The sequence below is a fragment of the Stenotrophomonas sp. 59 genome (assembly GCF_030291095.1).
GTDB lineage: Bacteria > Pseudomonadota > Gammaproteobacteria > Xanthomonadales > Xanthomonadaceae > Stenotrophomonas > Stenotrophomonas maltophilia_Q.
Genome location: NZ_CP127408.1, coordinates 1,916,017 through 1,940,667, shown reverse-complemented (window position 1 = coordinate 1,940,667; position 24,651 = coordinate 1,916,017). Strand labels below are relative to the sequence as shown.

The following is a 24,651-nucleotide window of genomic DNA, read 5'->3' as shown; positions in this document are numbered from 1 at the left end:
CGGGCATGGGATTGCCCGGGCAGAGGCACTATCATGTGCACACTGCCAAGGAGGACCCCGATGAGCGTGGCACCCCGACAGACAAGCGCCCTGGCCGTAGTCAGCCTGGTCATGGGCATCGCCAGCTGGACCGTCCTGCCCTTCGTGGCCAGCATCGTGGCCATCGTCACCGGTCACATGGCCCGCGCCGAGATCCGCCGCCGCCCGCACGAACTGGAAGGCGACGGTTTGGCCGTCACTGGTCTTGTACTTGGCTGGGTGATGGTCGGCGCCGTGATCGCCGCCATCCTGGTCTTCATCCTGTTCTTCGGCGGCCTGGCCTGGCTCGCCGCGATGTCGAACTGATCGCCATGACCACTTCCGACAGCACTGAACGCTTCAGCAGCCGCGTCGCCGACTACGTCCGCTACCGGCCCGACTACCCGCCCGCCCTGCTGGAGTGGCTGCATGGCCCCATGGGCGTCAGCCACGAGGCCGTGGTCGCCGACATCGGCGCCGGCACCGGCATTTCCAGCCGCCTGTTCCTGGCCACCGGCCATCCGGTCATTGCGGTGGAGCCCAACGCCGCCATGCGCGCCGCGTCCGAGCAGTGGCTGGCACCGCAGTACCCGCAGTTCAGCGCCATCGACGGCCGCGCCGAGGCCACTGGGCTGGACGAAGCCAGCGTTGACCTGGTCAGCGTCGCGCAGGCCTTCCACTGGTTCGACACCGTGGCGGTGCGCGCCGAATGGCAGCGCATCCTGCGCCCGGGTGGCCAGGCACTGATCTACTGGAATTCGCGCCTGCTCGATGCCAGCCCGTTCCTGGTCGGCTACGAACAACTGCTGCTGGACTACGGCACCGACTACACCGCCGTGGCCGAGCGCTACCAGGACGACGCCACCATGCAGGCCTGGTTCGGCGCCGGGCTGCGCGGCATGGTGCAGCTGCCGAACGTGCAGTACCTGGATCTCGACGCCCTGCAGGGGCGCCTGCTGTCCTCCTCCTATGCCCCCCAACCCGGTCACCCGCGCCATGCGCCGATGATCGCCGCTCTGCAGGACCTGTTCGCCGCCCACGCGGTCGACGGCCAGGTTGCTTTTGAATATCGAACCCGAGCCTTCCTCGGCACGCTGGACTGAACCGACGCATGTATTCGCTTGCCCGCCCCTTCCTGTTCTCGCTCGACGCCGAGCGCGCCCACGGCCTCGGCCTGTCCGCACTGGACCTGGCCTACCGCACCGGCACCACGCCGCTGCTGGCCGCCCGCATCGCGCCGATGCCGAGCACCGTGTTCGGGCTGACGTTCCCCAATCCGGTCGGCCTCGCTGCCGGCCTGGACAAGAACGGCGAGCATATCGATGCACTGTTCGCGCTGGGCTTCGGCTTCGTCGAAATCGGCACCATCACTCCGCGCCCGCAGGCCGGCAATCCGCAGCCGCGCCTGTTCCGGCTGCCGGAACACAACGCGATCATCAACCGCATGGGCTTCAACAACGCGGGCGTGGATGCGCTGGTGCGCAATGTCGAACGCGCGCGCAACCGTCGCGGCCTGCTCGGCATCAACATCGGCAAGAACAAGGACACCCCCAACGAACAGGCCGTGGACGATTACATCGCCTGCCTGGACAAGGTGTATCCGCTGGCCGACTACATCACGGTCAACATCTCCTCGCCCAACACCGCCGGCCTGCGTGAGCTGCAGGAAGAGACCGCACTGCGCCAGCTGGTCAGCCAGCTGCGTGACCGCCAGGAAGCCCTGGCTGCGCAGCATGGTCGCCGCGTGCCGATGCTGGTGAAGGTGGCGCCGGACCTGAGTGAACGCGACATCGATGCCGCCGCGCGCGTGCTGGGCGAACTGCAGGTGGACGGCGTGATCGCCACCAACACCACCATCGACCACAGCAAGGTGGCCGGCGATCCGCTGGCCAACGAGGCCGGCGGCCTGTCCGGTGCACCGGTGCTGGAGCAGTCCACCCTGGTGCTGCGCCGCCTGCGCTCGCGCCTGCCCGAATCGGTGCCGCTGGTGGGGGTCGGCGGCATCCTGTCCGGTGCCGACGCCGTGGCCAAGATGGCCGCCGGCGCCGCGCTGGTGCAGTGCTACAGCGGCCTGATCTTCCGTGGCCCCGCCTTGGTCTCCGAATGCGTGGAGGCGATCCGTCGCCGCCGCGAGGCGCCGAGCCGCGGCGCGGTGGCGCCGCTGTGAGCGCGCCCATGGACACCACCGATGCAGCCGCACCGCTGCGCTGGACGCTCACCCGCAATGCGCCCCTGCAGGCACTGAACACCTTCCATGTGCAGGCCAGCGCGGCACAGCTGCTGGAACTGCACGACGCCGCCCTGCTGCCGGAAGTGCTGGCGCTGCCGGAAGTGGCCAGCGGCCCACTGCTGGTGCTGGGAAGCGGCAGCAACGTGCTGATCGCCGAGGACCTGCCTGGCACGGTACTGGTGTTCGGCAACCGTGACATCAGCTTCCTGGAACACCGCGCCGACCATGCGGTGATCCGCGCCGGCGCCGGCGTGCCCTGGCATGGACTGGTGATGTGGTCGCTGCAGGAGGGCCTGTCCGGCCTGGAGAACCTGGCGCTGATTCCCGGTACGGCCGGTGCTGCGCCGATCCAGAACATCGGTGCCTATGGCGCGCAGGTTGGCGAGTTCATCCAGGCCGTCGAGGCCTGGGACTGCCAGGAACAGGCCTGGGTGCGGCTGGACAACGAACAGTGTGGTTTCGCCTACCGCGATAGCGTGTTCAAGCAGCAGATGGACCGTTACCTGATCACTGCCATCGAGCTGAAGCTGCCATTGCTGCATGACCTGCGCATGGACTACGCCGGCATCCGCGAGGAACTGCAGGCACAGGGCGTGGAACTGCCGGGTGCGGTAGACGTAGCCAATGCGGTGATCGCGATCCGCCGCCGCAAGCTGCCCGACCCGGACGTGCTGGGCAATGCCGGCAGCTTCTTCAAGAACCCGGTACTGCCGCTGGAACAGGTCGACGTGCTGCTGCAGCACTTCCCCGACCTGCCGGTGTTCCCGTCCGACCAGGACGGCAAGCGCAAAGTCTCGGCGGCCTGGATGATCGAGTCCTGCGGCTGGAAGGGCTTCCGCGAAGGCGACGCCGGCGTGGCCGCCAGCCACGCGCTGGTGCTGGTCAACCATGGCAACGCCAGCGGTGCAGAGTTGCTGGCACTGGCACGCCGCATCTCGGCCTCGGTGCTGGAGAAATTCGGCGTGCCGATCGAACCGGAGCCCCGCCTGCTCGGCGCGCAGTGGTGAACACCCCCGCCCTCTCCCCAGGCGCCACCCCGATGCGGGCGGCGCTGCTGATGCTCGGCAGTACGATGGCGTTCGGCCTGATGGCGGTGGCCATCCGCTATGCCACGCGCTACGTGCCGACCCAGGAAGTAGCGTTCTTCCGCAACGCCTTCGGCCTGCTGGCCCTGTTGCCGATGCTGTTGCGCCCGGGCCATGCGCCGCTGAAAACCCAGCAGCTGCCGCGCTATTTCGTGCGCAGTGCGATCGGCCTCGGTTCGATGCTGTGCGCGTTCTGGGCGCTGGGCCACCTGCCTTTGGCGCAGGCGGTTTCGCTGTCGTATTCCACGCCGCTGTTCGTCACGATTGCCGCCGTGCTGTGGTTGGGGGAAACCGTGCGCGTGCGGCGCTGGGCTGCGGTCGTGGTCGGCTTCATCGGCGTGCTGGTGATCGTGCGCCCCGGTACCGCCGGCTTCACTGCGGGCAGCCTGGTGGCGGTGGCTGCCGCCGTGCTCAGCTCATTGGTGGCGATCCAGATCAAGCAGCTGACCCGCATCGACAGCGCCGACACCGTGGTGCTCTACACCTACGTGTTCTGGGTACCCCTGTCGCTGGTGCCGGCCCTGTTCGTCTGGGTCTGGCCGACCGGCATCGCCTGGCTGTGGCTGCTGGCCACCGGCGTACTCGGCACCATCGGCCAGCTGCTGTGGACGCGGGCGCTGCGGCTCGGTGAAGTCTCGGCGCTGACCCCGATCAGCTTCCTGCAGCTGCCGCTGGTAACGCTGCTCGGCTGGCTGTTGTTCAACGAAAGCGTGGATCGCTGGACGATCATCGGCGCCGGCATCATCCTCGCCGCGAACGCCTACATCGCCCACCGCGAAGCGGTGTTGTCGCGGCGTGCCGCCAGCGCCGCAGCCTCGGCAGCAGCCAAGCCCGCAGAATGAAAACCATCTGCATGGACAAGCCATGGGTTGTGCATGAACGGGTCATGGGTAGAGTCGACTGTTAGTCGACTATCGCGCGCAGCGCGGGCTTTGCCTGTTCCAATCGAAGAGCAGTCGACTAACAGTCGACTCTACCTGGGCGATCCTGGCAACCTGGGCGATCCTGGCAACCCGGGCGCCAGGCAACGGCCAGGAACCTAGCCCAGCGCGCGATACGCACGCTCCGCAGCATCGAACACATTGCCCGGCGCGAACTGTTCGCCCAGATAGTGCAGCGACTGCCGCCGCAAGGGAGGCGAACGCTCCTCTCCATCGCTCCCCAGCAACACCTGCTGGAACTCGATCAGGTCCTGCAGGATGCGCCAGTGCCGGTACCAGGCGATCCAGCGCGGGTCGCCACGGTCGCTGCCGTAGCCCTCCTCGAAGCCCAGTGGACTCTCGCGCCCCCAGCGCCCGCCAACAGCGGCACCGATGAACATCAGGTCACGCTCGCGCGGGGCCAGCGACAGGCCATCCCAGTCGATCAGGTGCAGGCCACCGTCATTGCCCATCAGCAGATTGCCGGCATGCAGATCGGTATGGCACAGGTGCAGGTCAGCCGGAACCTCCTGCAATGCCGCGTGCAGCTGCAGTGCCTGCGCGTGCAGCGCGGTGATACGCGCATGCTGCCGGTCCCATACGGAAACGAATGCACGGCCCAGCCCATCCTTTGCAGCCGCAAGACCCTCGCCGGCCAGCCACTGCCCAACGGTCTCAAGTGCCGCAGTTTCCAGCCGCGCGGTCGGTAGCGCACGCTGCAGTTCGGTCGGCAGCTGCGACGCGTGCAGGCGCCGCAGCACCTCGCCCAGGCGCCGCCACTGCCTATGGCTCAACGCCGCCTCGAACCCGGACTGGCCTTCGATGTAAGGGAACAGGGTGAACTGCAATCCCCAACGCTGCACCGACGCACCACCGGTCAACGCCGGCCACGGGGCAACGATTTCATCGATGCCCAGCGTACCGCGCAGCCAGTGCAGGCTGTCCCATACCGCCGGATCAACCTGGTACGTGCGGCATTTCAGCCACCATTGCCCGTGGCGCGCGTCGACACGATACACGCTGGCATTGGCGTCGGCGCCCACCGGGCGCGGCACCACGGCGGTGGCGGTAATGCCATAGGATTGTTGCAGAACTTCGCCGAGATGCTGCGCCGAAGCGAATGACATGGATGCAAGCGGAAAGTAATACCTGCCGCCACTATCGCAGATGCGTTCGCCGCGACACAGACATGTCCGTCACAACATCACCTCGGCGCGACCAAAGGACTAGCCCGCGATGCGCCGCATCATCGCTTCCAGCGGACCGCGTGCGAACCGCCACGACCACAGCCACGCCGCGCCTGTCGCCAGCATCAGGAACAACAGCGCCCACAACAGCACCGACGCAAGCGAAGCACGCCCATCAAGCAGGCCGAGGCTTTCCAGTGTTCCCATGCCCAGCAGGATGTGGCCGACATAGAGCGTGAGGGTCATGCGCCCTGCCGCCGTGAACGGCTCCAGCCAGTCGCCCGGATGTACCCGTACCAGCCACAGGCAGGCGGCGATGACACTGCAGGCCGCGCCCGCACCGGTAAGCACGTAGGCGGGGCCCGGCGGCATCGGTTGCGTCCCCAGCCACGCCTGCCATGGCGTTCCCTGCGCAAGATGCTGCACGCCCTGGCCCGCACCGATCAACAACACGCCCAGCACCAGCAGTGCACGCTGCACCCGCGGTTGCGACAACTGCAGCCGCGCCAGCAACATGCCCAGCAGGAAGAAGCACAACCAGGGCAGCAGCGGATGGAAGCCATTGAACAGCAGGTTGCGCGCCACACCTGGCCATTGCCAGAGGCCGGCGTACTCCAGCGTCTGCCAGTTCCATCCCTGGCTGTAGTCCCAGTGCAGCAGCGCCCAGAACGAACAGGCGGCAAGGCCAACGATGCTGGCCAGCAACACCTGCGGCGAGGCCCGCAGCCACACCACGGCCAGCGCGAAGTACACCGCGTAGTAATGCAGGATGTCGGCGGGGAACACGGTCAGGTTGAGCAGGCCCAGCACCAGGAGGAACAGTGCGCGCCGCCAGGTCTGCACGCTGGCCGGCCACCATTGCTGCCGCTGCGTGGCCAGCACCAAGCCAAGACCGGCCAGGGTGACGAAGGTCGCCGACGCCTTGCCTTCCAGCAGATGGAAGAATCCCGCCAGCCAGCCCGCTTCTTCTGCGGGAACGGCCATCGCCAGGCGGAAGTTGACCAGCACCATGCCGGACAGCGCCAGATAGCGGGCCAGATCCAGGCCGTGCAGCCGCCGGTCGTCGGCGCTCATGCGCGTGCCCCGAGCAGCCGCGTCAGCAGGCCCAGATCCAACGGCGCGCCATCCGCATCGCCCCCCTCGGCCAGGCCCCGGCGCAGCGCGTCGCTCTCGATGGCGTCCAGCAGCACCTGCGACTGCACTCCCGGTGTCAACGCCGGGCGCCGACGTTCGCGCTGCGCCACGCGCTGCAGCGCCTCGGCCAGCGCCTCGTGCAGTTGCCTGCGATTGGCCGCGAAGGCCTCGGCCACAGCGGGATTGCGCGCACTCTCGGCCAGCACTTCAACGGCAAGCATCGCCCATTCCGGCTGCCGGCACAGTGCGTGGAACTCCTGCAGGAACGCCAGCACCTGTGCGCGGTCGCCGTCAGACACGGCCAGGCGCCGCAGCAACGGTGCCAGTTCTTCGCTTTCGGCCACCGCCACCGCAAGGATGATCGCTTCCTTACCCGGGAAGTGGTTGTAGAGATTGCCCAGGCTGACGCCGGCCGCCTGCGCGATGTCACGCATGCTGGTCTGGTGGAAGCCCTTGACGAGGAAGCACTGCAGGGCGGCCTGCAGGATCTGCGCGATGCGTTGCTCGTTGCGGTCGGTTCGGCTCATGGCGCAAATAGTGAACGAACGTTCGTCCATTTAATAGATGCACGCCAGGCCATCGCCGGGCTTCGTTCAGCCAACCTTGACCTCAACTGCGGTTGAGGCCCGATGCTGCGCGGCCTGCCCCATCCCCTCCCGGAGCTCCTGCATGCCACGGATGATCGCCACCCTGCTTGACAGCCGCGTGCTGTGGTTCCTCGCCCGCCTGCTGCTGGCCGTGGTGTTCCTGTCCTCGGGCCTGGCCAAGCTGATGGCGTGGGGCAGCAGCGTGACCGAAACTGAGGCGGCCGGGTAAGGCCGCCAATGCACAACAAGGAAGCAACATGAAATTGATGGTCATCGGCGCCAGCAGGGGCCTGGGTCGGGCGTTCGTTGAAGGTCTGTGCCAGCCCGGCGACACCGTTGTCGGTGTCTCGCGCACTCGCCCGCGCGACATCGCCTGCCCAGAAGGCGTCGCACTGCAATGGATCGAAGCCGACCTGTCCCAGCCTGCAGTCGCTGCCAATCACATCGCAGCGCAGGCGCCCGCTGATCTGGATGTGCTGATCCACAACCTGGGCATCTGGGAAGAGAAGGCCTTCAGCGACGAGTACGCCTTTCTCGATGAAAGCGATGCCGCGCTCACCCAGCTGGTTGACGTCAACATCACCGCGACCCTGGTGCTGCTGCAGCGCCTGCTGCCGCGCGTTCTGGGTGCATCGCGCCCACAGCTGGTACTGACCGGCTCGACCTCGGCCCTGCCACGCAGCGGTCGCCCGGAAGTCGCCTTCGGTGCCTCGAAGTTCGCACTCAACGGCATCGCCGATGCCCTGCGCGAAGGCTTCCGTGACCGCCGCCTGGCCGTGACCAGCCTGCAGCTGGGCTACCTCAATACCGACGATGCACTGTCGGTTCCCGTGGCAGCGGCGGCAGCGCGCGGCGATGGCGAACTGGTGCCGGTGCACGACGTGGTGGCGATGGTGCGCGCCCTCCTGCAACTGTCGCCGTCCGGCTTCGTGCGCGAACTGGTACTGCCCGCCATCGCCGACCCGCGCTACTGACCGCCGCCGCCCAGACCAGGTGCATCCTCTTCGCGCAGCAGGTACCCCAGCACGACGGCGCAGATCACGGTCGCCGTCGCCAGGACGAACAGCTGGCCACGGACGGCCTCCATGTAGGCCTGGGCCAGCATCGCTGGTGAAACGCCAGGCAACGCGTCCGCCGCACCCGCAAGATCTCCCATGGACAGCCTGTGCGCGGCAGCACGGGCTACGCCACCGGCATCCAGCGCCGCACTCGCGCCGATGCGGGCCGAGAGCATGATGCCGACAAGGGCCAGGGCGATTGCATCACCGGCCAGGCGCATTGCATTGAAGATGCCGGCAGCCATGCCGGCCTGCTCTTTGCCGACCACGCTGACTGCCAGGCCATCCATGATTCCCCAGGGCAGACCGATGCCGATGCCGATCACCAGCATCGGCATCCAGCGCGCCTGCGGGGATGGGAGTTCCATCGCAAGCCATGCCAGGCCCAGTGCTGCGATCAGCAGGCCGGCACAGCACAGCGCCCGCGCCGGCATCCAGCGCAGCAGGCAGCCCGCAGCCAGCGGAACAACCAGCAATGGCGCAGACAACGCTGCCATTGCCAGTCCTGCCCCGGTGGGCCGCAATCCTTCGACACCGATGAAGCCGGCCGGCAGCACCACCAGCAGGACGACGTAGGAAAACGCAGGCGCTGCGGCCAGAATCTGCACGCCGACAAAGCGCCGGTTGCGGAACAGCGCGAGGTCCAGCAGCGGCGCTCGGCGGGAACGCTCCACGGCAATGAACACGGCCAGTAGCACGACCGCGAGCAACAGCAATGCAAGCGTCTGCAGATGCATTGGACCGCGCTCCGGAAGCAGGATCATGGCGTAGGTGAGTGAACCCAACGCCAGCATGAAGGTGACGGCGCCCGGCCAATCCAGGTGCGGCGAACCGGCGTTCCTGGATTCGACACATGACACGGCGGCCAAAGGCAAGATCAGGGCGGCCAGCAATGCAGGCAGGAAAAACACCCATTCCCAGCCCAGCGCATCGATCAGCCCGCCTGCCAGCAGAGGACCGCCGGCGGCCCCCGCGCCAAAGGTGGTTCCGATCAGGCTGAAAACCCTGGCCCGCGCCTGGCCGTCGAACACCTGCGCCAACGATGCCATCGCGCCGGCAAACGCTGCCGACGCCGCCATTCCCTGAAGCAGTCTCAGAGCATTGATCCATGCCACGTCGGGCATCAGGGGAATCAGGCCTGTCACCACCGCAAACAACGCACCACCCAGAATCCAGATCCGGCGTCTGCCATGCAGGTCGGCCAGCCCGCCGGCCACCAGCGTGGTACAGCCATAGGTCAACAGGTAGGCATTGATGACCCAGGAAAGCTCTGCCGGAGAACCTCCCAGCGCGGCCCGGATCGCGGGAACCGCCACGGCAGGGCTGGCAATGCTCAAGGGAATGGTGAGCGCGGTCAGGCAGCCCGCCAACACCAACCCAAGGCGTGATGATCCGGCAGTCTCGGCAGAGGCAACAGACATGTCGATGAAGCGCTGGCGTGGCCAAGCGCCACGACATTGATGCTATCGGCGACGCTATTCTGGAAAAATCCACCAAGTGGTACATACTTTGATGACACAAACGTCATCAATCACCCCCATGGACAGCTTTGCCGGCCTCAGCCTCTTCGTTCTGGTTGCCGAGGCGCGCAGCTTCGCGGCCGCAGCGCGACAGCGTGGCATCACGCCCTCGGCGGCAAGCAAGACCATCGCCCGGCTCGAGGAGCGCCTGGGACGCGCCTCCTGAATCGCAATACACGCAGTGTCAGCCTCACTGCCGAAGGCGAGCAGTTTCTTGAACGATGCCGTCGCATCATGCTGGAGGTCACGGCCGCAGAGCGCGAGCTGACCGACGCCCACGCCGCGCCCAGCGGTCGCCTGAAAGTCAGCCTCCCACTCGCAAGCGGACTGATGCTGCCCGTGCTTTCGGCATTTGCGCACCGCTTCCCCGCCGTCGAACTCGACCTGCACTTCAGCGATCGTCTTGTCGATGTCATCGAAGAAGGTTTCGACGCAGTGGTCCGGACAGGCAGTCCCGCCGACTCCCGGCTGCACGGCCGCAACCTCGGCAGTACCCGGCTGCGCTGCGTAGGCGCCCCTGCCTACTTCGCCAGGCGCGGCACGCCACAGCACCCGGACGACCTGGGCAGCCACGCATGCCTTCTCCATCGCTTTCCCGGCACCGGCCTGATCGAACGTTGGCCACTGACGGCGCAAGAGGGTGGCCAGGAGACGCGGCTGGCACCGGCCATGACCGCCAACCATCTTGAGACGATCCTGCACATGGCCATTGATGGCCATGGCATCGCCTGCCTGCCCGACTTCGCCGTCCGCGATGCGCTCGACCGCGGTGTGCTCGTCAGTGTCCTGGACCCATGGAGCACCGAACAAAGCATCTTCTGGGCACTCTGGCCAAGCCATCGCCATCAGCAGCCCCGCGTGCGCGCGTTCGTCGATTTCATGGCCGAACACCTCCTGCCCCGGGGCGGCCAGTGCAATTGAACCTGCGCGCTGCTGCGACTACGCTGCTCGTCACTGGCCGTCGGTCACAGGCGGGAACCTGCTATGGATGCGCTTTCACGGGTTGCGGCCCAGGTCCTGGACAGCGCCCTGCCCAGCCTGCCGCTGTACCTGCTGCAGGCCACGGCGGTGATCGGCATGATCGGCGTGCTGCTGATCGCCACCCGTCGCGCCGGCCACGCCATTGAAGGCCGCCGCCTGTACGTGGGCGTAGCGCTGGGCCTGATCTACCTGTTCAACTCCTGGTTCGTGGCCCGCTATACGCAAGGGGTGGTCAAGCTCCATCTGGGCTTCGACATCCTGCTGGTCAGTGGCCTGCTTGGCGGCTGGCGCGGCGGACTGGCCTGCCTCGGCGCCAGCCTGCTGGCCCGCTATCAGTTCGCCGGCACGCTGTACTTCCTGCCTGCTGGCCTGGAGGCCGCACTGCAGATGATGGCAGGCGTCTGGCTGCGCAGGCGCCTGCATCCACGCATGCTCAACGAACTCTCGCTGCGCATGATCCTGCAGGCCTGGGGCGTACGTATCGCCGTCACCGCGTTCGGCCTGGCCCTGGGCGTGGCGATCATCGGCGCCGATCTGCTGCCGGTGGAAGAGCTGGCGATCCAGCGCCTGCTGGCGCTGCCGCTGTCACTGCTGATGCTGGGCGCGGTGTTCGCACTGGTCTACAACGATGCGCAGATCGACGCGCAGCGCCAACGCGAACAGGCCTGGCTGCGTATCGACCCGATCAGTGGCCTGCCCAACATGCGCGCGCTCGGCGAACGCCTGCAGCACTTCTGGCGCGACAACGACGACATCGGCAAGGCCTGCCTGATCGTGGCCGAGATGGGCAACCTGCGCGATCTGCGCCTACGCTACGGTCCGCTGCAGGACAACGGCCTGTGGCAGCGCGAAAGCACCAATGACGTGCATCGGTTGCTGCCCACGCTGCCGGCCGGGCAGCTGGAGATCTATCAGTTCGGTGATGCCGCACTGGCGATCCTGGTGCGCGACCTGACCCTGCCCGAACTGCGCACGCAACCACAGATCACCGAGCTGGCCAGCAACCTGGCTGACCGGGTCGGCCGTGACTGGCCGGGCTTCCGCCCGTTGTTCCGTTGTGCGGTGGTCGAACTCAAGCCACCCACCGATACAGACGATGGCCACCTGCCGTTCCGCGCGATCACCCTGGCGCTGAGTGCGATCGAATCGGGCGTGGTGTTCTTCGATGATCCGATCCAGCGCGACAGCGAGATCGACGCCCTGATCGAGAGCTCGCTCGAAGGCTGGTTGCAGCAGGGGGATGCGCCGCTGTGCTACCAGCCCAAGCATCGCCTGCAGGACCGCCGGCTGGTGGGCGCCGAAGCACTGCTGCGCATGCGCGATACCGAGGGCAGGATGATTGCACCGATGCGGGTGATCTCCCTGCTGCGCCGCCATGGGCGGTTGGCCGAGCTGGAATGGGCCACGCTGCAGTCGGCCATCCATTTCCTGCAGCAGTGCCGGCGCGATGGTGCGGCGCTGACCGTTGCCGTCAATGTTTCCGCCGAATCCCTGCGCCAACCCGGCTTCGGCCAGCGCCTGCAGGAACTGCTGCAGCTGCACGATGTGCCTGGTGCGATGCTGCGCCTGGAGATTGTCGAATGGACCGAGATCGTCGAGCGCGACGTGGTCGATGCCAACATCGCGCAGTTGCTGGCGGCCGAGGTCAGCCTGTCGCTGGATGATTTCGGCGCCGGCTACTCAACCCTGATCCTGCTTTCGCAGCTGGCCATTGCCGAGGTCAAGATCGAACAGGCGCTGATCGCCACGCTGTCCGACGCCAAGTCGCAGTCGATCGTGCGCTTCATCGTCGAAGTCGCGCACCGCTGCGGTGCGGTTGTCGTGGCCGAGGGCACCGAGACCCTGGCGCAGGAACAACAACTGCGTGCACTGGGCGTGGATGTCGGCCAGGGCTATCTGTACTCGGCAGCGCTGCCGGCCGACGAGTTCCGCCGTTTCGCCGCCAACTAGACTGCGTAGAAGCCCAGGAACATCGCCACCGCCGACTCGGCCACGCGTGCACGCTCCTGCGCATTCAACGGCGCCTGCCCCATCGTCACCTGCGGCCAGAACGCGAAGCTCTTCACCAGGCCGTGCAGCTGGTGGCCGGCAAATTCCGGATCGACCTCGCGCAGCCGGCCATCGGCGATGGCCGCGCGGATCCAGGCACTCTCGCCGCTTTCCTTCTCGCCCATGCGGCAGACGATGGCCTGCGCGCGCTCCGGCGAATGGATGATCTCGGCCATCGCCACCCTTGCCAGATCAATGAAATTGGCATCACTGAGCAGTTCCAGCTTCTGCCCCAACAGCTGCAGCAGTTGCGCCTGCAGGGTCTGGTCGGCGCGGTACGGCAACGTATCACTGGCTACGCTGCGTTCCCACAGCTCCTCCAGGATCATCGAGAACAGCGCTTCCTTGCTCGGGAAGTGGTTGTAGACGGTGCGCTTGGAGACCCCGGCCACCTCGGCAATGCGGTCCATGCTGGTCGCCTCGTAGCCCGAGGCACGGAACTCCTCCACCGCCGCGCGCACGATGGCTTCGCGTTTGCGGTCGGTCAGGCGTTGCGGGGCATGGGACATGGCGGAAACCGGATAGCTGAACGGACACCGACATTTTACACCCGGCAGTGTACTTTTCAAAAAACGGAAACTACACTGTGCAGTGTACTCAGCGGACGTCACCCATGAAGCGCCTGCTCCTTGTCCTCCTGCTTGGAATCCTCGCCGTGACCGCCTACACCTTCTGCAAGTCCTGGTCTCTCCCCGACTTCCCCGACTCGCCGCAGTACCGCGACGGCAAGTTCCGCAACGCCCTGCCGAAGCCGGCAATGGGCCTGCGCGACGGCCTGGAGATCTGGTGGACCTTCCTGTTCAACAAGCCCAAGGGCACCGTGCCCAACCATCCGATCCCGGTGCAGCCGCTGGACCGTGCCACGCTGGACGCTGCGCCGGACCGCAGCCTGTTCCGCATCGGCCATTCCACGATCCTGTTGAAGCTTCGCGGCCAGTACTGGCTGACCGACCCGGTGTTCTCCGAGCGCGCCTCGCCGGTGCAGTGGATGGGACCGGCCCGCTTCCATGCGCCGCCGATCAGCATCGACGAGCTGCCGCCGATTGCCGGCGTGATCCTCTCGCACAACCACTACGACCACCTCGACCACGCCGCCGTGATGCAGTTGGCCGGCAAGACCGCGCGCTTCATCGCACCGCTCGGCGTGGGTGACCAGCTGATCGCCTGGGGCGTGGATGCCAGCAAGGTCGAACAGCTGGACTGGTGGCAATCCACCGAAGCCAACGGCCTGCGCCTGACCGCCACCCCGGGCCAGCATTTTTCCGGCCGCGGGCTGGGCGACAGCGACCGCAGCCTGTGGGCGTCGTGGGTGATCCAGGACGGCGACTTCCGCATCTTCTTCAGCGGCGATACCGGTTACTTCGACGGCTTCAAGGCCATCGGCGAAAAGTACGGTCCGTTCGACCTGACCATGATCGAAACCGGTGCCTATGACCCACGCTGGGCGTTCGTGCACATGCAGCCGGAACAGACCCTGCAGGCGCACCTGGACCTGCGCGGCAAATGGCTGCTGCCGATCCACAACGGCACCTTCGACCTGGCCCTGCACGAGTGGCAGCAGCCGTTCGAACGCATCACCGCGTTGGCCGCAGCGAAGAACGTGCCGGTGGCCACGCCGATGATGGGCGAAGCGCTCGACATGCAGGCGCCGGAGGCGGGCACGCGCTGGTGGGAGACGGTGGAGTTGTAACCTGCATCTCCCGTGTGCGCCGGCCTGGTCCGGCGCTACGCCTTTGGCCCCAACCTGTGTGCTTCCCGGGCCAGGTTGAGCTGCAACGCGGCTGCGGCAAGTTCCATCAGTTCCGAGGTGACTTTCCCGCTGCCGCGCGCCTGCAGCCAACCGAGGATGTCGGCCAGATGCCAGATCGAAGTGGTTCCCTCGTGAACCGGAGATGGAAACGACTGTGGATTGGCGAGCATCAGCTTGCGCATGTTCTGCCGTGACACCCCCAGCAGGTCGGCGACATCAGTCAGTCCCACCAGATCGGGGCTCACCTCGACCAGCTCGGCCCCCGGTACGGCGCGATGCACGTCATCCAGCGCCGATGCCAGTGCAGCACCGGCGTTGTCCGCCTCGCGACAGAAGGCCAACGCCATCCGGCCCGGCCGCCCGATGCCCAGCAGCGCATCATCGCAGCCCGATTCCGCCAGGCGCCGCTCCAGAATGTCACCATCGTCGTATGCGCCTGGCACGCGGTACTTCAGGGTGAAATTGAATTCCATAATTTACCCGCCTCGTCTCCGCCTGGGCCACTGTTCATTGCTCGCGGCTGCAGTTCTCCACAACGCGGCGCAGCGCTCTGGCGTGGTTGCAGCCGCTCCGCGGCGTGCTCCAGATGCTCACGACGCAGAATTCTCCGCACCGGCATTCGCTGTCGTTGTAGGCGCAGTACATCCGCCCCCACGCATGGCTGCCGCCTACCCGCAATCTCCAACCCCTCGCTTCCGCGAATCGCAATGCGGCTTCAACGTCCTTGTCGGGGTGACGCACACGAGACATCCGCCTTCTCCGAAGTCTGCACCCGCCAGAAGAAAGTTGTCAAATGACAACCCTCTCTACTGACCGATCTTCACCGAACGTAGCCCATCCAGAGGGCGCGTCCAGAGCCGCTTCCGTCACCGCGCTGTTCCCTTTCATCTCCTCGCTCGTCGAAGGGCTATTGCACTGCGTCATGTAACCGATTACATCCCTTGCTAGCGTAGGGCTCGCCCGATTCCGGTCGAACCTGCGAGGCTGTCCGTAATGACGTTGCGCGCCGAACGCTCCAAGGTCTCCCGCTCAGCTCTCCCATGGCAATCTGCCGCCCCCCTGCTGTTGGCCGCCCTCACCGCTGCCGCGCAGGCACAGACCCTTCCCCCGCGCAGTCAATGGCAGGCCAGCAGTTCCTCGCAGCAGGTGCCGGCAATGGCCATCAGCCACCTGATCGACTGCGACCCGAAGACCGTCACCGGCGGTGCCTTCAGTCCTGGCCACTGGTTCCAGATCGATCTGGGGGCCCCCGCGATGATGGCCGGCGTACGCCTCACCTGGGATGTATCCAACCCGGAAGGCTATTCGCTGCAGACCTCGCTGGACGGCCAGCAGTGGCAGACCGCCTACACCATGGCCGATTCGCTGGGCGACGTGGAAACGCTGTATTTCGCACCACGCCAGGCACGCTACCTGCGGCTGGCCAGCCCACAGCGCACCTCCGACTGGGGCGTGTCGATCTTCGAGATGGAGCCACTGGACAGCACACTCAGCGCTCGCATCGGCGGTGTCGATGCGACGCAGGCAGCCGCACTCTGGCAAGGCGGCAGTCCGGTCGCCCTGCCGACCGGGAAAGGTGGCAGCCACACGCTCGACATCACGCTGCCGCGCACGCAATCCACGGCTGGCCTGGCAGTGGAATGGGCCGATGGCGCGCGCGGTGTGGCCCGCCTGCAGGCACAGGACGCCCAAGGCCGCTGGCAGGAACTGGCCCACGATGCGCAAGCGGCAGATCACAAGCAGAGCTGGCTCGCCGCCAGTACCGCGCAATCCGTGCGTGCATTCCGCCTGAGCGTGGATGGCCCTGCACCAACGGTGGCACGCCTGCGCCTGCTCGGGCCGAAGGCGGTGATGACGCCGATGAAGCAGTACCAGATTGCCGCCAGCGGTGCGCAGCGCGCGTTGTTCCCGGCCTCGCTGCAGATGCAGCAGACCTACTGGACCGCTGTCGGTGTGCATGCCGGGCGACAGAAATCGATCTTCGACGAGTACGGCAACCTGGAAGCGTTCAAGGGCGCGCCGCTGGTGCAGCCGATCTGGCGCAGCGCCAATGGGAGCACTGCAGGTGCCGCCGGGCAGAACGTGCAGCATGCATTGCGTGATGGCTGGAAGCCGATGCCCTCCGCCACCTGGTCGCCGCAGCCCGGGCTGGAACTGCGCAGCGAAGTGTTCGCCATCGAACGTGATGGCCAGCCGGTGACCTTCCTGCGCCACCGCCTGCACAACACCGGCAGTACCAGGATCGAAGGCACGCTCAGCCTTGTCGTGCGCCCGATGCAGATGAATCCGCCGTGGCAGAACGGGGGGCTTTCGCCGATCCGTGAAGTGACCATCGATGGGCAGGCGGTGCGCATCAACGGGCGAACGTTGTTGCGCTCGCTCACGCCGGTATCGGCGTCCGGTGCGGCAGCCTTCGGCAAGGACGGCGCAACGGAAATCACCTCGGCCCTCGCCGCTGGTCGGCTGCCCTCCACCCAGCAGGCACGCGATGAGCAGGGTCTGGCCGCCGCCGCTCTGGACTACCGTATCTCGCTGGATCCGGGTGCCAGCGATGCCGTCGTGGCCGCCTTCCCGCTGGGTACTGCCGCCGCCGATACCAATGGTGTGCTGCCCGAGGCACCACCGCTCGATCTGGCCTCGCTGCCGCGCGACGCCAGCACGGCATTCGACACCCTGGCCACGCAGGTTTCAACAGACTGGCAGGCACGGCTGGGCCAGGTCGGCCTGCGCCTGCCCGATCCCTCTCTGGTGGACATGCTGCGCGCGCAGGCCGCCTACATGCTGATCAACCAGACCGGCCCAGCCATGCAGCCCGGCCCGCGCAACTACAACCGTTCCTTCATCCGCGACGGCATGGCCACCTCGGCGGTGCTGCTGCGCATGGGCGAAGCCCGCGTAGCGCGCGACTACCTGGCCTGGTACAGCGAACACGGGGTGCATGCCAACGGCCTGGTCTCGCCGATCCTCAACGACGATGGCAGTGTCAACACCGGTTTCGGTTCGGACATCGAGTACGACAGCCAGGGCCAGTACGTCGCGCTGGTGGCCGATGTCGCGCGCCTCGATGGCGGGCCCGGGTCGGTGCGTGCCTATCTGCCGAAAGTGAAAGCGGCGCTGCGCTTCCTGCAGGAACTGCGCGAGCGCACGCTGGTGCCCGGCTACAAGGCCGATCAGCCGGCGCCGGAGCGCTTCGCGGGCATTCTTGCGCCGTCGATCAGCCACGAGGGCTACCCCTCGCCCACCCACAGCTACTGGGATGACTACTGGGGACTGAAGGGCTGGCACGATGGCGCATGGCTGGCCGAATCGCTGGGCGACCACGAGACCGCAGTGTGGGCACGCGAACAGTACACGATGCTCTACGACGCGCTGCACGCCTCGATCCGGGCGACGATGGCGTGGAAGGACATCGACTTCATTCCGTCCTCTGCCGATCTGGGCGATGGTGATCCCACCGGGGTATCGATCGCGCTGGACCCCACCGGGGCGCAGAGCGTACTACCAGCCGAGGCACTGCGGACCACCTTCGCCCGTTACCTCAAGGATGTGCGCAAGCGCAGCCAGCCAGGCGCGCTGTACGCCTACACGCCGTACGAGATCCGCAACGTGCTGAGCTACGTGCACCTCGGCCAACCACAGGTGGCCGACGAGCTGCTGCAGGGGCTTCTGCATGATCGACGCCCGCTTGGGTGGCAGGTACTGGCCGAAGTGGTGCATTCGCGGCTGCGCTTCCCGCGCTATCTCGGCGACATGCCGCACACCTGGATCGGCGCCGAGTACGGCCGCACGCTGTTCGGCATGCTGATGCGTGAAGACGATGATGCGCTGTCGCTGCTGCCGGGTACGCCGCCGTCGTGGGTGGCGGAGGATGGATTGGCGGTGGAACGCCTGCCGACCGCGTATGGCACGTTGCAGATGCAGGCGCGGCAGCGCGACGGCGTGCTGACGGTGGCGCTTGGTGAGGGGCTGCGCGGCGGGACGGCGGTGAAGGTCTGGTGGCCGGCGCGCACGATGCCAAAGGCGGTGCGTGTGGATGGTCGTAGCGTTTCCAACTTCGATGCCGAGGGTGTGCGGTTGGCAAAGCCGTTCAGGACGCTGGAGGCGCGTTGGTAGAGCAGCCGAGCATGGCTCGGCTCTACAGAAAGCAGATTCCGCGAGTAGATCCACGCCATGCGTGGATGCTTCTGCCGCGAACCGCGCGAACCGCGCGAACCGCAGCCGAGCATGGCTCGGCTCTACAAAGACGGAGGTAGCGCCGGGCAACGCCCGGCGTCATTGCAGCGTCGGCAACCCCGGTGGATTGGTCTGCGACTGCGGCACCGCCTCCTCGGCCACATTCCAGCGCTTCAGCGCCTGCGCGTAGGTGCCGCTGCCGATCTGCGTGTTCAACGCCTGCGTCACCGCATCGGCCAGGCCACTGCCTTTGCGCGTGGTCACCGAGATCGCAGCGGCGTTCGGCCAGCCACCGGGGAACAGGCCTACGCGCCGAACCTTGCCATCGCGTGCTGAGTACGCGCCGGTGGCATTGGGCTCGAACGAGACATCGGCGCGGCCGGTGATCACCGCCAAGCGCCCGACCACCGCGTCGTCGAAGTACTGGTACTCCACCGGTTTCAGGCCCGCGGCGATGTTCTGCTGGTCCCACTGGCGCAGGATCTGGTCCTGGTTCGTGCTGGCGCCGACCACCACCTTCAGCCCGGCCACATCGGCGGGCTTTTCGATCTTCTGGATCGGCCCGTCAGTGCGCGTGTAGATGCCCAGCAGGTCGTAACGATAGCTGGAGAAATCGAACTTCTTCTTGCGCTCTTCAGTGACCGTCACGTTCGACAGCACTGCATCGTACTTGCCCGACTCCAGCCCCAGCGGCCAATCGGCCCATGCCACCGGCACGATCACCAGCTTCAGGCCCAGCGCATCGGCGATCAGGCGCGCGATGTCGGGCTCGATGCCGACCACGTCCTTGCTGTCGGCGCCGTAGTCGGCCAATGGCAACTGTCCCGGATGGGTCGCCACGGTGAACGCCCCCGGCGTGACGAAGCGGTAGCCGGCGGGAATCAAGGCCTGCGCCTTGGGATCGAGCGTGCCCTTCAGCACCGTGCTGTTCGCTCCGGCCAGGCTGGTCGCGGCCACCGCCGCAGCCTCCGGGGCCTGGCGCACGCGCGAGTAGACGATGCCGGCGATGCCGATGACCAGCACACCTGCGATCAACAAGGTACTGCGTGAGGGACGACGGGGTGCTGCAGGGCTCATGGCATTCCTTGAGGTTTACAGGGTCTTGGCCAGGAAATCGGCCGTGCGTTGCTGGCGCGGGCGCTCGAACAACGCCTCGGGCGTGCCCTGCTCGATCACCCGGCCCTGGTCCATCATCACCACGTGGTCGGCCACTCGGCGGGCGAAGCCCAGCTCATGGGTGACGATCACCAGCGTGGTACCGGAGCTGGCCAACTCTTCGATCACACTGAGCACTTCCGCCACCAGCTCCGGGTCCAGCGCCGAGGTGGGTTCGTCGAACAACAGCACCTTCGGCTGCAGCGCCAGCGCGCGGGCAATCGCGATGCGCTGTTGCTGGCCCCCTGACAACTGGCGTGGGAACGCATCGGCCTTGTCGGCCAGGCCGACCCGCTCCAGCAGCGTGCGCGCCTGCTCTTCGGCCTGCGCGCGCGGCACGCCACGCACGGCGATCGGCGCCTCGATGATGTTCTCCAGCGCGGTCAGGTGCGGGAACAGGTTGAAGCCCTGGAACACCATGCCGACTTCGGCGCGGCGACGGCGGATCTCACGCTCCGGCAGTTCGTACAGGGTGTCACCATCGCGTCGGTAGCCGATCAGCTGGCCACCGACAGTCACGTAGCCACTGTCGGCGCGCTCCAGGTGGTTGATCAGCCGCAGCAGCGTGGATTTCCCAGCACCCGAGGGGCCGATCAGCACGGTCACGCTGCCGGCGCGCAGGTCCAGGCTCACGTCTTCCAGCACCGGCTGCTCGCCGAATGCCTTGCCCACGCCGTGCAGCGATACCGCCGCACCCTCGCCCGCTTCGACCTGGGTGGCGATGCGCGGGCGGTTGGCCACGCGCGGTGCGGCATCGCTCTGCACGCGCTGAGGCGATGAGATGCGCGACACCGAGCGCTCGCGCTGCAGCTGGCCGCGCGCGAAGCGCTGCTCCACGCGCCGCTGCAGCAGCGACAGCACGGTCAGGATCACCAGGTACCAGACTGTGGCCACCATCAGCAGCGGCACCACCTCCAGATTGCGGCGGTAGATCACCTGCACGGTGTAGAACAGCTCCGGCAGCGCCAGCACGTAGACCACCGACGTGCTCTTGGCCAGGCCGATCACATCGTTGAACGCGGCCGGCAGGATCGAGCGCATTGCCTGTGGCAGGATGATGCGTCGCACTTGGCGACCACGCGGCAGGCCAAGGGCAGCGGCCGCCTCATACTGTCCGTGGTCGACCGAGAGAATGCCGCCACGGATCACCTCGGCCGAGAACGCTGCCTGGTTCAGGGTCAGACCCAGAACGGCCGCGGTGAACACGCCGATCAGCTGCGTGGTCGGGTACGAGAACAGGCTGATGCCAGTGAACGGCACGCCCAGCTCGATGGTGCTGTACAGGTAGCCCAGGTTGTTCAGCAGCAGCAACAGCACCAGCAGCGGGATCGAGCGGAACAGCCACACGTAGCCCCACGACACCGCCGACAGCAGCGGCGAGCCGGATACGCGGGCCAGCGCCAGCAAGGTACCCAGCGCGAAACCGAGGCCGGTACCAAGCGCGGTCAGCAGCAACGTGCGGCCGAGGCCTTCAAGCACCGGACGCGCGAAGAACCATTCGGCAAAGGTGCCCCAGCCCCAGCGCGGATTGCCAAGTACTGATTGAAGGCCGATCAGGATCAGCGCCAGCGCCAGCACCGTGCCAACCACCTGCAGCGGATGCCGGGCCGGTACGACCTTCAACTCGGGCGCTGGCGCTGGACGCGCGGTGATCCCCTCAAGCGCAGACGACGGCGTACTCATGCGTGGGCTCCGTGCAGCACTGTCTGGGACGGCGAAAGCACTGGCGCCGGTTGCCCAAGAAGCTTCTCGAACGGCAGGTGCGCGATGGTTTCAGGATCCGCGTCCAGATCGAACAGCGCGGTGTAGCCATGGCTGAGGTACAGGCCGACCGCCTCGGGCTGGCGGAAGCCGGTTGTCAGGAACACTCGCCGATAGCCCTGGCGTGCCGCCTGGTCTTCCAGCTCCTGCAACACGCGCCGCGCGATGCCCTGGCGGCGCAGCCCGGGCAGCGTCCAGATGCGCTTGAACTCGGCGGTATCCGGATCACGATGCGGCATGAAGGCGCCACCCGAGATGGCAGCGCCATCACGCAGCAGCAGCACGAACGCCCCTACCGGTGCGGCGAAGGCCTGCGCCGGGTAGCGCTGCAGTTCCTCGCGGGCGCTGCCGCCGATGCGGCGGCGCACGTCGGCGTAGCGGCTGTCGTACTCCTGCTCCAGGCCATCGAACAGTGGCCGTGCCAGCGGATCATCCACCGAGGTATAGAGGAAGCGTTCGTTGCTGCTCATGTCGCGTCCTTCACCAGATAGTCTTCGGCCAGCCGTGCCCACAGGCTGGCGGCGGGTGCGATGGCCGCGTCGTTGAACACATAGCGCGGGCTGTGCAGCGGGGCGCTGTCACCGTTGCCCACGAACACGAAGCTGCCGGGCCGCGCCTGCAGCAGGAAGGCGAAATCCTCGCTGGCCGTGCGCGGCGCAAACTCGGGAACGACCTGTTCGGCACCGAAGCCCTGCACCGCCACCTCGCGGATGTAGGCGGTCTGCTGCGGGTGATTGATCACGCTGGGGAAGCCGCGCGGGAACTCGATCTCGGCGCGCGCACCGAACGCTGCAGCGGTCTGCTCGGCAAGTTCGGTGACGCGGCGCCGCAGCGTATCGCGCACCTCAGGCAGATAGGCGCGAACGGTCAGCTTCAGCTCGACCACGTCTGGAATCACATTGGCGGCCTGCCCGCCGTGGATCGAACCGACGGTGACCACGCCCATCTGCCGTGGATCGACATTGCGTGACACCACGCTCTGCAGCGCGGTGATGATGTGCGCCGCCACCAGGATCGGATCGACGCTGCCCTGTGGCTCGGCGCCATGACCGCCCTTGCCGATCACCTTCAGCCGCGCCCAGTCCACCGATGCCATTGCCGGCCCATCGACGAAACCGAAGTGACCCACCGGCACGCCCGGCCAGTTGTGCAGCCCATAGATCGCATCCACCGGGAAGCGCTCGAACAGTCCATCGGCAATCATCTTCGACGCGCCCGAACCAGTCTCCTCAGCAGGCTGGAACACCAGCTGCAGGGTGCCGTCGATGCGCCCGTGGTGGGCCAGGTAATGCGCGGCCGACAGCAGGATGGCGGTATGGCCATCGTGGCCGCAGGCATGCATCAGCCCCTCGTTCTGGCTGGCGTAGGCCAGCCCGGAGTCTTCGTGGATCGGCAATGCATCGATATCTGCACGCAGGCCCAGCCGACGGCTGCCCTGCCCGCGCTGCAGCGTGCCGACCACGCCGGTGCCACCGAGGCCGGTGGTCACCTCGTAGCCCCACTGCTGCAGCAGCTCGGCCACGCGAGCGCTGGTGCGATGCTCCTCGAAGGCCAGCTCCGGGTGCCGGTGCAGATCGTGGCGGATCGCGATGGCGGCCTCGGCGCGTGCTGCGATTTCGGGCAGCACGCCGATGGACGCGGGATTTCGCCGGGCGTGGCCCGGCGCTACCGAACTCTCTCCGCTCATCGCCTTACCCCACCTTCCGCGCTGGTTCGGCGTCGGTTGAATGACGGCTGGCCTTGTACGGCAGGCCCAGATGCTCGCGCAGGGTCTGCCCTTCCAGCTCACGCTGGTGGTAGCCGCGCGCCTGCAGAATCGGCAGCACCTGGGTCACGAAATCGTCCAGGCCTTCGCGCTGTGCGGCGAAGCCGAGAATGAAGCCATCGCTGGCGCCGGCATCGAACCAGCGGATCAGCTCGTCGGCCACATGCTCCGGTGTGCCGATGAAGTTCGGCCGTGGGCTCACCGCTTCAAGTGCCACCTGGCGCAGGCTCAGGCCCTTCTCGCGCGCGTCCTGCTTGATGCGGTCGGTGGTGGAGCGGAACGAATTGCTGCCGATGTCACCCAGCTCCGGGAACGGTGCATCCGGGTCGTACTGGCTGAAATCGTGGTGATCGAAGAAGCGCCCGAGGTAGGCCAGCGCATCTTCCAGCGTGGCCAGCGCGGCAATCGCCTGGTACTTGGCTTCGGCCTCCTCGGCGGTGCGGCCGACGATGGGGCCGATGCCCGGGAAGATCTTCACGTCGTTGCCACTGCGGCCGTGCGCGATCGCCGAGTTCTTCACCTTCTGGGTGAAGGCGCGGGTTTCTTCCAGTGATGGAGAATGGGTGAACACTGCATCGGCGTACTTGCCGGCCAGCGCGATGCCATCGTCAGACGAACCCGCCTGGAAGATCACCGGCTGGCCCTGCGGCGAACGCTGGATGTTGAGCGGGCCTTCCACCTGGAAAAAGCGGCCCTTGTGGTCGAGGCGGCGGAATTTCTCCGGCGCGAAGAACGTGCCACTGTCACGCTCACGCACGAAGGCATCGTCATCCCACGAATCCCACAGCCCCTGCACGACGTCCAGATACTCATCGGCGATCTGGTAGCGCAGGGCGTGCTCCGGATGCGGGCGGCCGTAGTTGCGGCCGGAGCCTTCCAGCGGTGAGGTCACCACGTTCCAGCCGGCGCGACCGCCACTGAGCAGATCCAATGAAGCGAACTGCCGGGCTACGGTGAACGGATCGCTGTAGGACGTCGACAGCGTGCCCGCCAGGCCGATCTTCTTCGTTGCGGTGGCCAGCGCCGACAGCAGCGAGATCGGCTCGAAGCGGTTGAGGAAGTGCGGGATCGACTTCTCGTTGATGTACAGGCCATCGGCCACGAAGCCAAAGGCGATGCCGTTGTCCTCGGCGGTGCGCGCGATGTCGATGTAGAACTGCAGGTTGACGCTGGCATCAGCCGGATTGGATGGATGCTTCCAGGCATGCATGTGGCTGCCGGGGCCCTGCAGCATGATGCCGAACGGAATGTGGCGCGGGGTGGTGCTCATGGGAATCG

At 66.7% G+C, this 24,651-nt stretch carries 23 protein-coding genes and 1 pseudogene; 12 read left to right on the top strand and 12 right to left on the bottom strand.

Annotation, left to right across the window (positions count from 1 at the left end; translation table 11 throughout):
* The first annotated feature begins 60 nt into the window (after positions 1-60).
* From QP552_RS09005 to QP552_RS08985, 5 genes are read left to right on the top strand one after another with little or no spacing between them, the layout of a single operon-like run.
* Positions 61-345: a DUF4190 domain-containing protein gene (locus QP552_RS09005; protein WP_111113759.1), complete on the top strand. Its 285-nt coding sequence runs from the start codon at positions 61-63 to the stop codon at positions 343-345.
* A gap of 5 nt (positions 346-350) precedes the next feature.
* Positions 351-1,121 carry a class I SAM-dependent methyltransferase gene (locus QP552_RS09000; RefSeq protein WP_111113760.1) on the top strand — a complete coding sequence of 257 codons (771 nt, stop codon included), beginning with the start codon at positions 351-353 and terminating at the stop codon, positions 1,119-1,121.
* 8 nt (positions 1,122-1,129) lie between these two features.
* Positions 1,130-2,185 carry a quinone-dependent dihydroorotate dehydrogenase gene (locus tag QP552_RS08995; protein ID WP_021202868.1) on the top strand — a complete coding sequence of 352 codons (1,056 nt, stop codon included), beginning with the start codon at positions 1,130-1,132 and terminating at the stop codon, positions 2,183-2,185.
* 8 nt (positions 2,186-2,193) lie between these two features.
* A complete protein-coding gene (gene murB, locus QP552_RS08990; protein ID WP_197619572.1) occupies positions 2,194-3,255 on the top strand; it encodes a UDP-N-acetylmuramate dehydrogenase in 1,062 nt (353 codons plus the stop codon).
* A 32-nt stretch (positions 3,256-3,287) separates the two neighbouring features.
* On the top strand, positions 3,288-4,175 hold the full coding sequence (locus QP552_RS08985) for a DMT family transporter (RefSeq protein WP_286075921.1): 888 nt from the start codon (positions 3,288-3,290) through the stop codon (positions 4,173-4,175).
* A 197-nt stretch (positions 4,176-4,372) separates the two neighbouring features.
* Here QP552_RS08985 and QP552_RS08980 read toward each other — a convergent pair whose 3' ends face one another.
* The 3 genes from QP552_RS08980 to QP552_RS08970 all read right to left on the bottom strand — a co-directional run bounded on the left by QP552_RS08980 (position 4,373) and on the right by QP552_RS08970 (position 7,101).
* Positions 4,373-5,380 (bottom strand): aminoglycoside phosphotransferase family protein, encoded by a 1,008-nt coding sequence (locus tag QP552_RS08980; protein WP_286075627.1) that lies wholly within the window; start codon positions 5,378-5,380, stop codon positions 4,373-4,375.
* A gap of 99 nt (positions 5,381-5,479) precedes the next feature.
* Entirely contained in the window at positions 5,480-6,514 is a 1,035-nt protein-coding gene (locus QP552_RS08975) for a heparan-alpha-glucosaminide N-acetyltransferase domain-containing protein (RefSeq protein ID WP_286075626.1), read from the bottom strand.
* Positions 6,511-7,101, bottom strand: a complete 591-nt coding sequence (locus QP552_RS08970) for a TetR/AcrR family transcriptional regulator (RefSeq protein ID WP_111113762.1) — start codon at positions 7,099-7,101, stop codon at positions 6,511-6,513. The genes QP552_RS08975 and QP552_RS08970 overlap by 4 nt, the downstream gene beginning before the upstream one ends.
* A gap of 142 nt (positions 7,102-7,243) precedes the next feature.
* On the opposite strand from QP552_RS08970, the pseudogene QP552_RS08965 reads away from it, so the two are divergent.
* Positions 7,244-7,401 (top strand): annotated as a pseudogene (locus tag QP552_RS08965) (DoxX family protein); the annotation flags it as partial.
* 17 nt (positions 7,402-7,418) lie between these two features.
* Positions 7,419-8,135: an SDR family oxidoreductase gene (locus QP552_RS08960; RefSeq protein WP_286075625.1), complete on the top strand. Its 717-nt coding sequence runs from the start codon at positions 7,419-7,421 to the stop codon at positions 8,133-8,135.
* On the opposite strand, the gene QP552_RS08955 is transcribed toward QP552_RS08960, so the two are convergent.
* Positions 8,129-9,556, bottom strand: coding sequence for an MFS transporter (locus QP552_RS08955; RefSeq protein WP_286075624.1), 1,428 nt, complete (start codon positions 9,554-9,556; stop codon positions 8,129-8,131). The two genes, QP552_RS08960 and QP552_RS08955, sit on opposite strands and share 7 nt — an antisense overlap.
* A 202-nt stretch (positions 9,557-9,758) precedes the next feature.
* Here QP552_RS08955 and QP552_RS08950 point away from each other — a divergent pair, with 202 nt between their 5' ends.
* The 3 genes from QP552_RS08950 to QP552_RS08940 all read left to right on the top strand — a co-directional run bounded on the left by QP552_RS08950 (position 9,759) and on the right by QP552_RS08940 (position 12,670).
* Complete coding sequence (locus tag QP552_RS08950) at positions 9,759-9,905, top strand: LysR family transcriptional regulator (protein ID WP_286075623.1); 147 nt, start codon at positions 9,759-9,761, stop codon at positions 9,903-9,905.
* A gap of 68 nt (positions 9,906-9,973) precedes the next feature.
* Entirely contained in the window at positions 9,974-10,660 is a 687-nt protein-coding gene (locus tag QP552_RS08945) for a LysR substrate-binding domain-containing protein (protein ID WP_286075622.1), read from the top strand.
* A gap of 63 nt (positions 10,661-10,723) precedes the next feature.
* Complete coding sequence (locus tag QP552_RS08940) at positions 10,724-12,670, top strand: EAL domain-containing protein (protein WP_286075621.1); 1,947 nt, start codon at positions 10,724-10,726, stop codon at positions 12,668-12,670.
* On the opposite strand, the gene QP552_RS08935 is transcribed toward QP552_RS08940, so the two are convergent.
* The gene (locus QP552_RS08935) at positions 12,667-13,278 is read right to left on the bottom strand and encodes a TetR/AcrR family transcriptional regulator (protein ID WP_106549605.1); all 612 of its coding nucleotides are present in this window, start codon (positions 13,276-13,278) and stop codon (positions 12,667-12,669) included. The genes QP552_RS08940 and QP552_RS08935 overlap by 4 nt on opposite strands.
* A gap of 104 nt (positions 13,279-13,382) precedes the next feature.
* Between QP552_RS08935 and QP552_RS08930 the strand changes: the two genes are divergently transcribed.
* Positions 13,383-14,459, top strand: a complete 1,077-nt coding sequence (locus tag QP552_RS08930) for an MBL fold metallo-hydrolase (protein WP_106549606.1) — start codon at positions 13,383-13,385, stop codon at positions 14,457-14,459.
* Positions 14,460-14,494: 35 nt separating this feature from the next.
* Here QP552_RS08930 and QP552_RS08925 read toward each other — a convergent pair whose 3' ends face one another.
* Positions 14,495-14,992 carry a DNA-binding protein gene (locus QP552_RS08925; RefSeq protein ID WP_106549644.1) on the bottom strand — a complete coding sequence of 166 codons (498 nt, stop codon included), beginning with the start codon at positions 14,990-14,992 and terminating at the stop codon, positions 14,495-14,497.
* A 34-nt stretch (positions 14,993-15,026) separates the two neighbouring features.
* A complete protein-coding gene (locus QP552_RS08920; RefSeq protein ID WP_106549607.1) occupies positions 15,027-15,269 on the bottom strand; it encodes a hypothetical protein in 243 nt (80 codons plus the stop codon).
* 243 nt (positions 15,270-15,512) lie between these two features.
* Here QP552_RS08920 and QP552_RS08915 point away from each other — a divergent pair, with 243 nt between their 5' ends.
* Positions 15,513-18,632: a discoidin domain-containing protein gene (locus QP552_RS08915; RefSeq protein WP_286075620.1), complete on the top strand. Its 3,120-nt coding sequence runs from the start codon at positions 15,513-15,515 to the stop codon at positions 18,630-18,632.
* A 159-nt stretch (positions 18,633-18,791) separates the two neighbouring features.
* On the opposite strand, the gene QP552_RS08910 is transcribed toward QP552_RS08915, so the two are convergent.
* The 5 genes from QP552_RS08910 to QP552_RS08890 are packed head-to-tail and all read right to left on the bottom strand — an operon-like array spanning position 18,792 to position 24,643.
* Entirely contained in the window at positions 18,792-19,769 is a 978-nt protein-coding gene (locus QP552_RS08910) for an ABC transporter substrate-binding protein (protein ID WP_286075619.1), read from the bottom strand.
* Between the two features lie 15 nt (positions 19,770-19,784).
* Positions 19,785-21,530, bottom strand: coding sequence for an amino acid ABC transporter permease/ATP-binding protein (locus QP552_RS08905; protein ID WP_286075618.1), 1,746 nt, complete (start codon positions 21,528-21,530; stop codon positions 19,785-19,787).
* A complete protein-coding gene (locus QP552_RS08900; RefSeq protein ID WP_106549611.1) occupies positions 21,527-22,078 on the bottom strand; it encodes a GNAT family N-acetyltransferase in 552 nt (183 codons plus the stop codon). The genes QP552_RS08905 and QP552_RS08900 overlap by 4 nt, the downstream gene beginning before the upstream one ends.
* A complete protein-coding gene (locus QP552_RS08895; RefSeq protein WP_286075617.1) occupies positions 22,075-23,295 on the bottom strand; it encodes a M20 aminoacylase family protein in 1,221 nt (406 codons plus the stop codon). The genes QP552_RS08900 and QP552_RS08895 overlap by 4 nt, the downstream gene beginning before the upstream one ends.
* Before the next feature lie 4 nt (positions 23,296-23,299).
* The gene (locus QP552_RS08890; protein WP_111113774.1) at positions 23,300-24,643 is read right to left on the bottom strand and encodes an LLM class flavin-dependent oxidoreductase; all 1,344 of its coding nucleotides are present in this window, start codon (positions 24,641-24,643) and stop codon (positions 23,300-23,302) included.
* Positions 24,644-24,651: the final 8 nt, after the last annotated feature.

Coding starts and splice junctions, on each gene's coding strand:
- QP552_RS08960 (WP_286075625.1), top strand. CDS start 7,419: ATGAAATTGATGGTCATCGGCGCCAGCAGGGGCCTGGGTCGGGCGTTC.
- QP552_RS09000 (WP_111113760.1), top strand. CDS start 351: ATGACCACTTCCGACAGCACTGAACGCTTCAGCAGCCGCGTCGCCGAC.
- QP552_RS08935 (WP_106549605.1), bottom strand. CDS start 13,278: ATGTCCCATGCCCCGCAACGCCTGACCGACCGCAAACGCGAAGCCATC.
- QP552_RS08940 (WP_286075621.1), top strand. CDS start 10,724: ATGGATGCGCTTTCACGGGTTGCGGCCCAGGTCCTGGACAGCGCCCTG.
- QP552_RS08985 (WP_286075921.1), top strand. CDS start 3,288: ATGCGGGCGGCGCTGCTGATGCTCGGCAGTACGATGGCGTTCGGCCTG.
- murB (WP_197619572.1), top strand. CDS start 2,194: ATGGACACCACCGATGCAGCCGCACCGCTGCGCTGGACGCTCACCCGC.
- QP552_RS08920 (WP_106549607.1), bottom strand. CDS start 15,269: ATGTCTCGTGTGCGTCACCCCGACAAGGACGTTGAAGCCGCATTGCGA.
- QP552_RS08945 (WP_286075622.1), top strand. CDS start 9,974: ATGCTGGAGGTCACGGCCGCAGAGCGCGAGCTGACCGACGCCCACGCC.
- QP552_RS08910 (WP_286075619.1), bottom strand. CDS start 19,769: ATGAGCCCTGCAGCACCCCGTCGTCCCTCACGCAGTACCTTGTTGATC.
- QP552_RS08895 (WP_286075617.1), bottom strand. CDS start 23,295: ATGAGCGGAGAGAGTTCGGTAGCGCCGGGCCACGCCCGGCGAAATCCC.
- QP552_RS08905 (WP_286075618.1), bottom strand. CDS start 21,530: ATGAGTACGCCGTCGTCTGCGCTTGAGGGGATCACCGCGCGTCCAGCG.
- QP552_RS08925 (WP_106549644.1), bottom strand. CDS start 14,992: ATGGAATTCAATTTCACCCTGAAGTACCGCGTGCCAGGCGCATACGAC.
- QP552_RS08900 (WP_106549611.1), bottom strand. CDS start 22,078: ATGAGCAGCAACGAACGCTTCCTCTATACCTCGGTGGATGATCCGCTG.
- QP552_RS08890 (WP_111113774.1), bottom strand. CDS start 24,643: ATGAGCACCACCCCGCGCCACATTCCGTTCGGCATCATGCTGCAGGGC.
- QP552_RS08975 (WP_286075626.1), bottom strand. CDS start 6,514: ATGAGCGCCGACGACCGGCGGCTGCACGGCCTGGATCTGGCCCGCTAT.
- QP552_RS08915 (WP_286075620.1), top strand. CDS start 15,513: ATGACGTTGCGCGCCGAACGCTCCAAGGTCTCCCGCTCAGCTCTCCCA.
- QP552_RS08980 (WP_286075627.1), bottom strand. CDS start 5,380: ATGTCATTCGCTTCGGCGCAGCATCTCGGCGAAGTTCTGCAACAATCC.
- QP552_RS08930 (WP_106549606.1), top strand. CDS start 13,383: ATGAAGCGCCTGCTCCTTGTCCTCCTGCTTGGAATCCTCGCCGTGACC.
- QP552_RS08970 (WP_111113762.1), bottom strand. CDS start 7,101: ATGAGCCGAACCGACCGCAACGAGCAACGCATCGCGCAGATCCTGCAG.
- QP552_RS08995 (WP_021202868.1), top strand. CDS start 1,130: ATGTATTCGCTTGCCCGCCCCTTCCTGTTCTCGCTCGACGCCGAGCGC.
- QP552_RS09005 (WP_111113759.1), top strand. CDS start 61: ATGAGCGTGGCACCCCGACAGACAAGCGCCCTGGCCGTAGTCAGCCTG.
- QP552_RS08950 (WP_286075623.1), top strand. CDS start 9,759: ATGGACAGCTTTGCCGGCCTCAGCCTCTTCGTTCTGGTTGCCGAGGCG.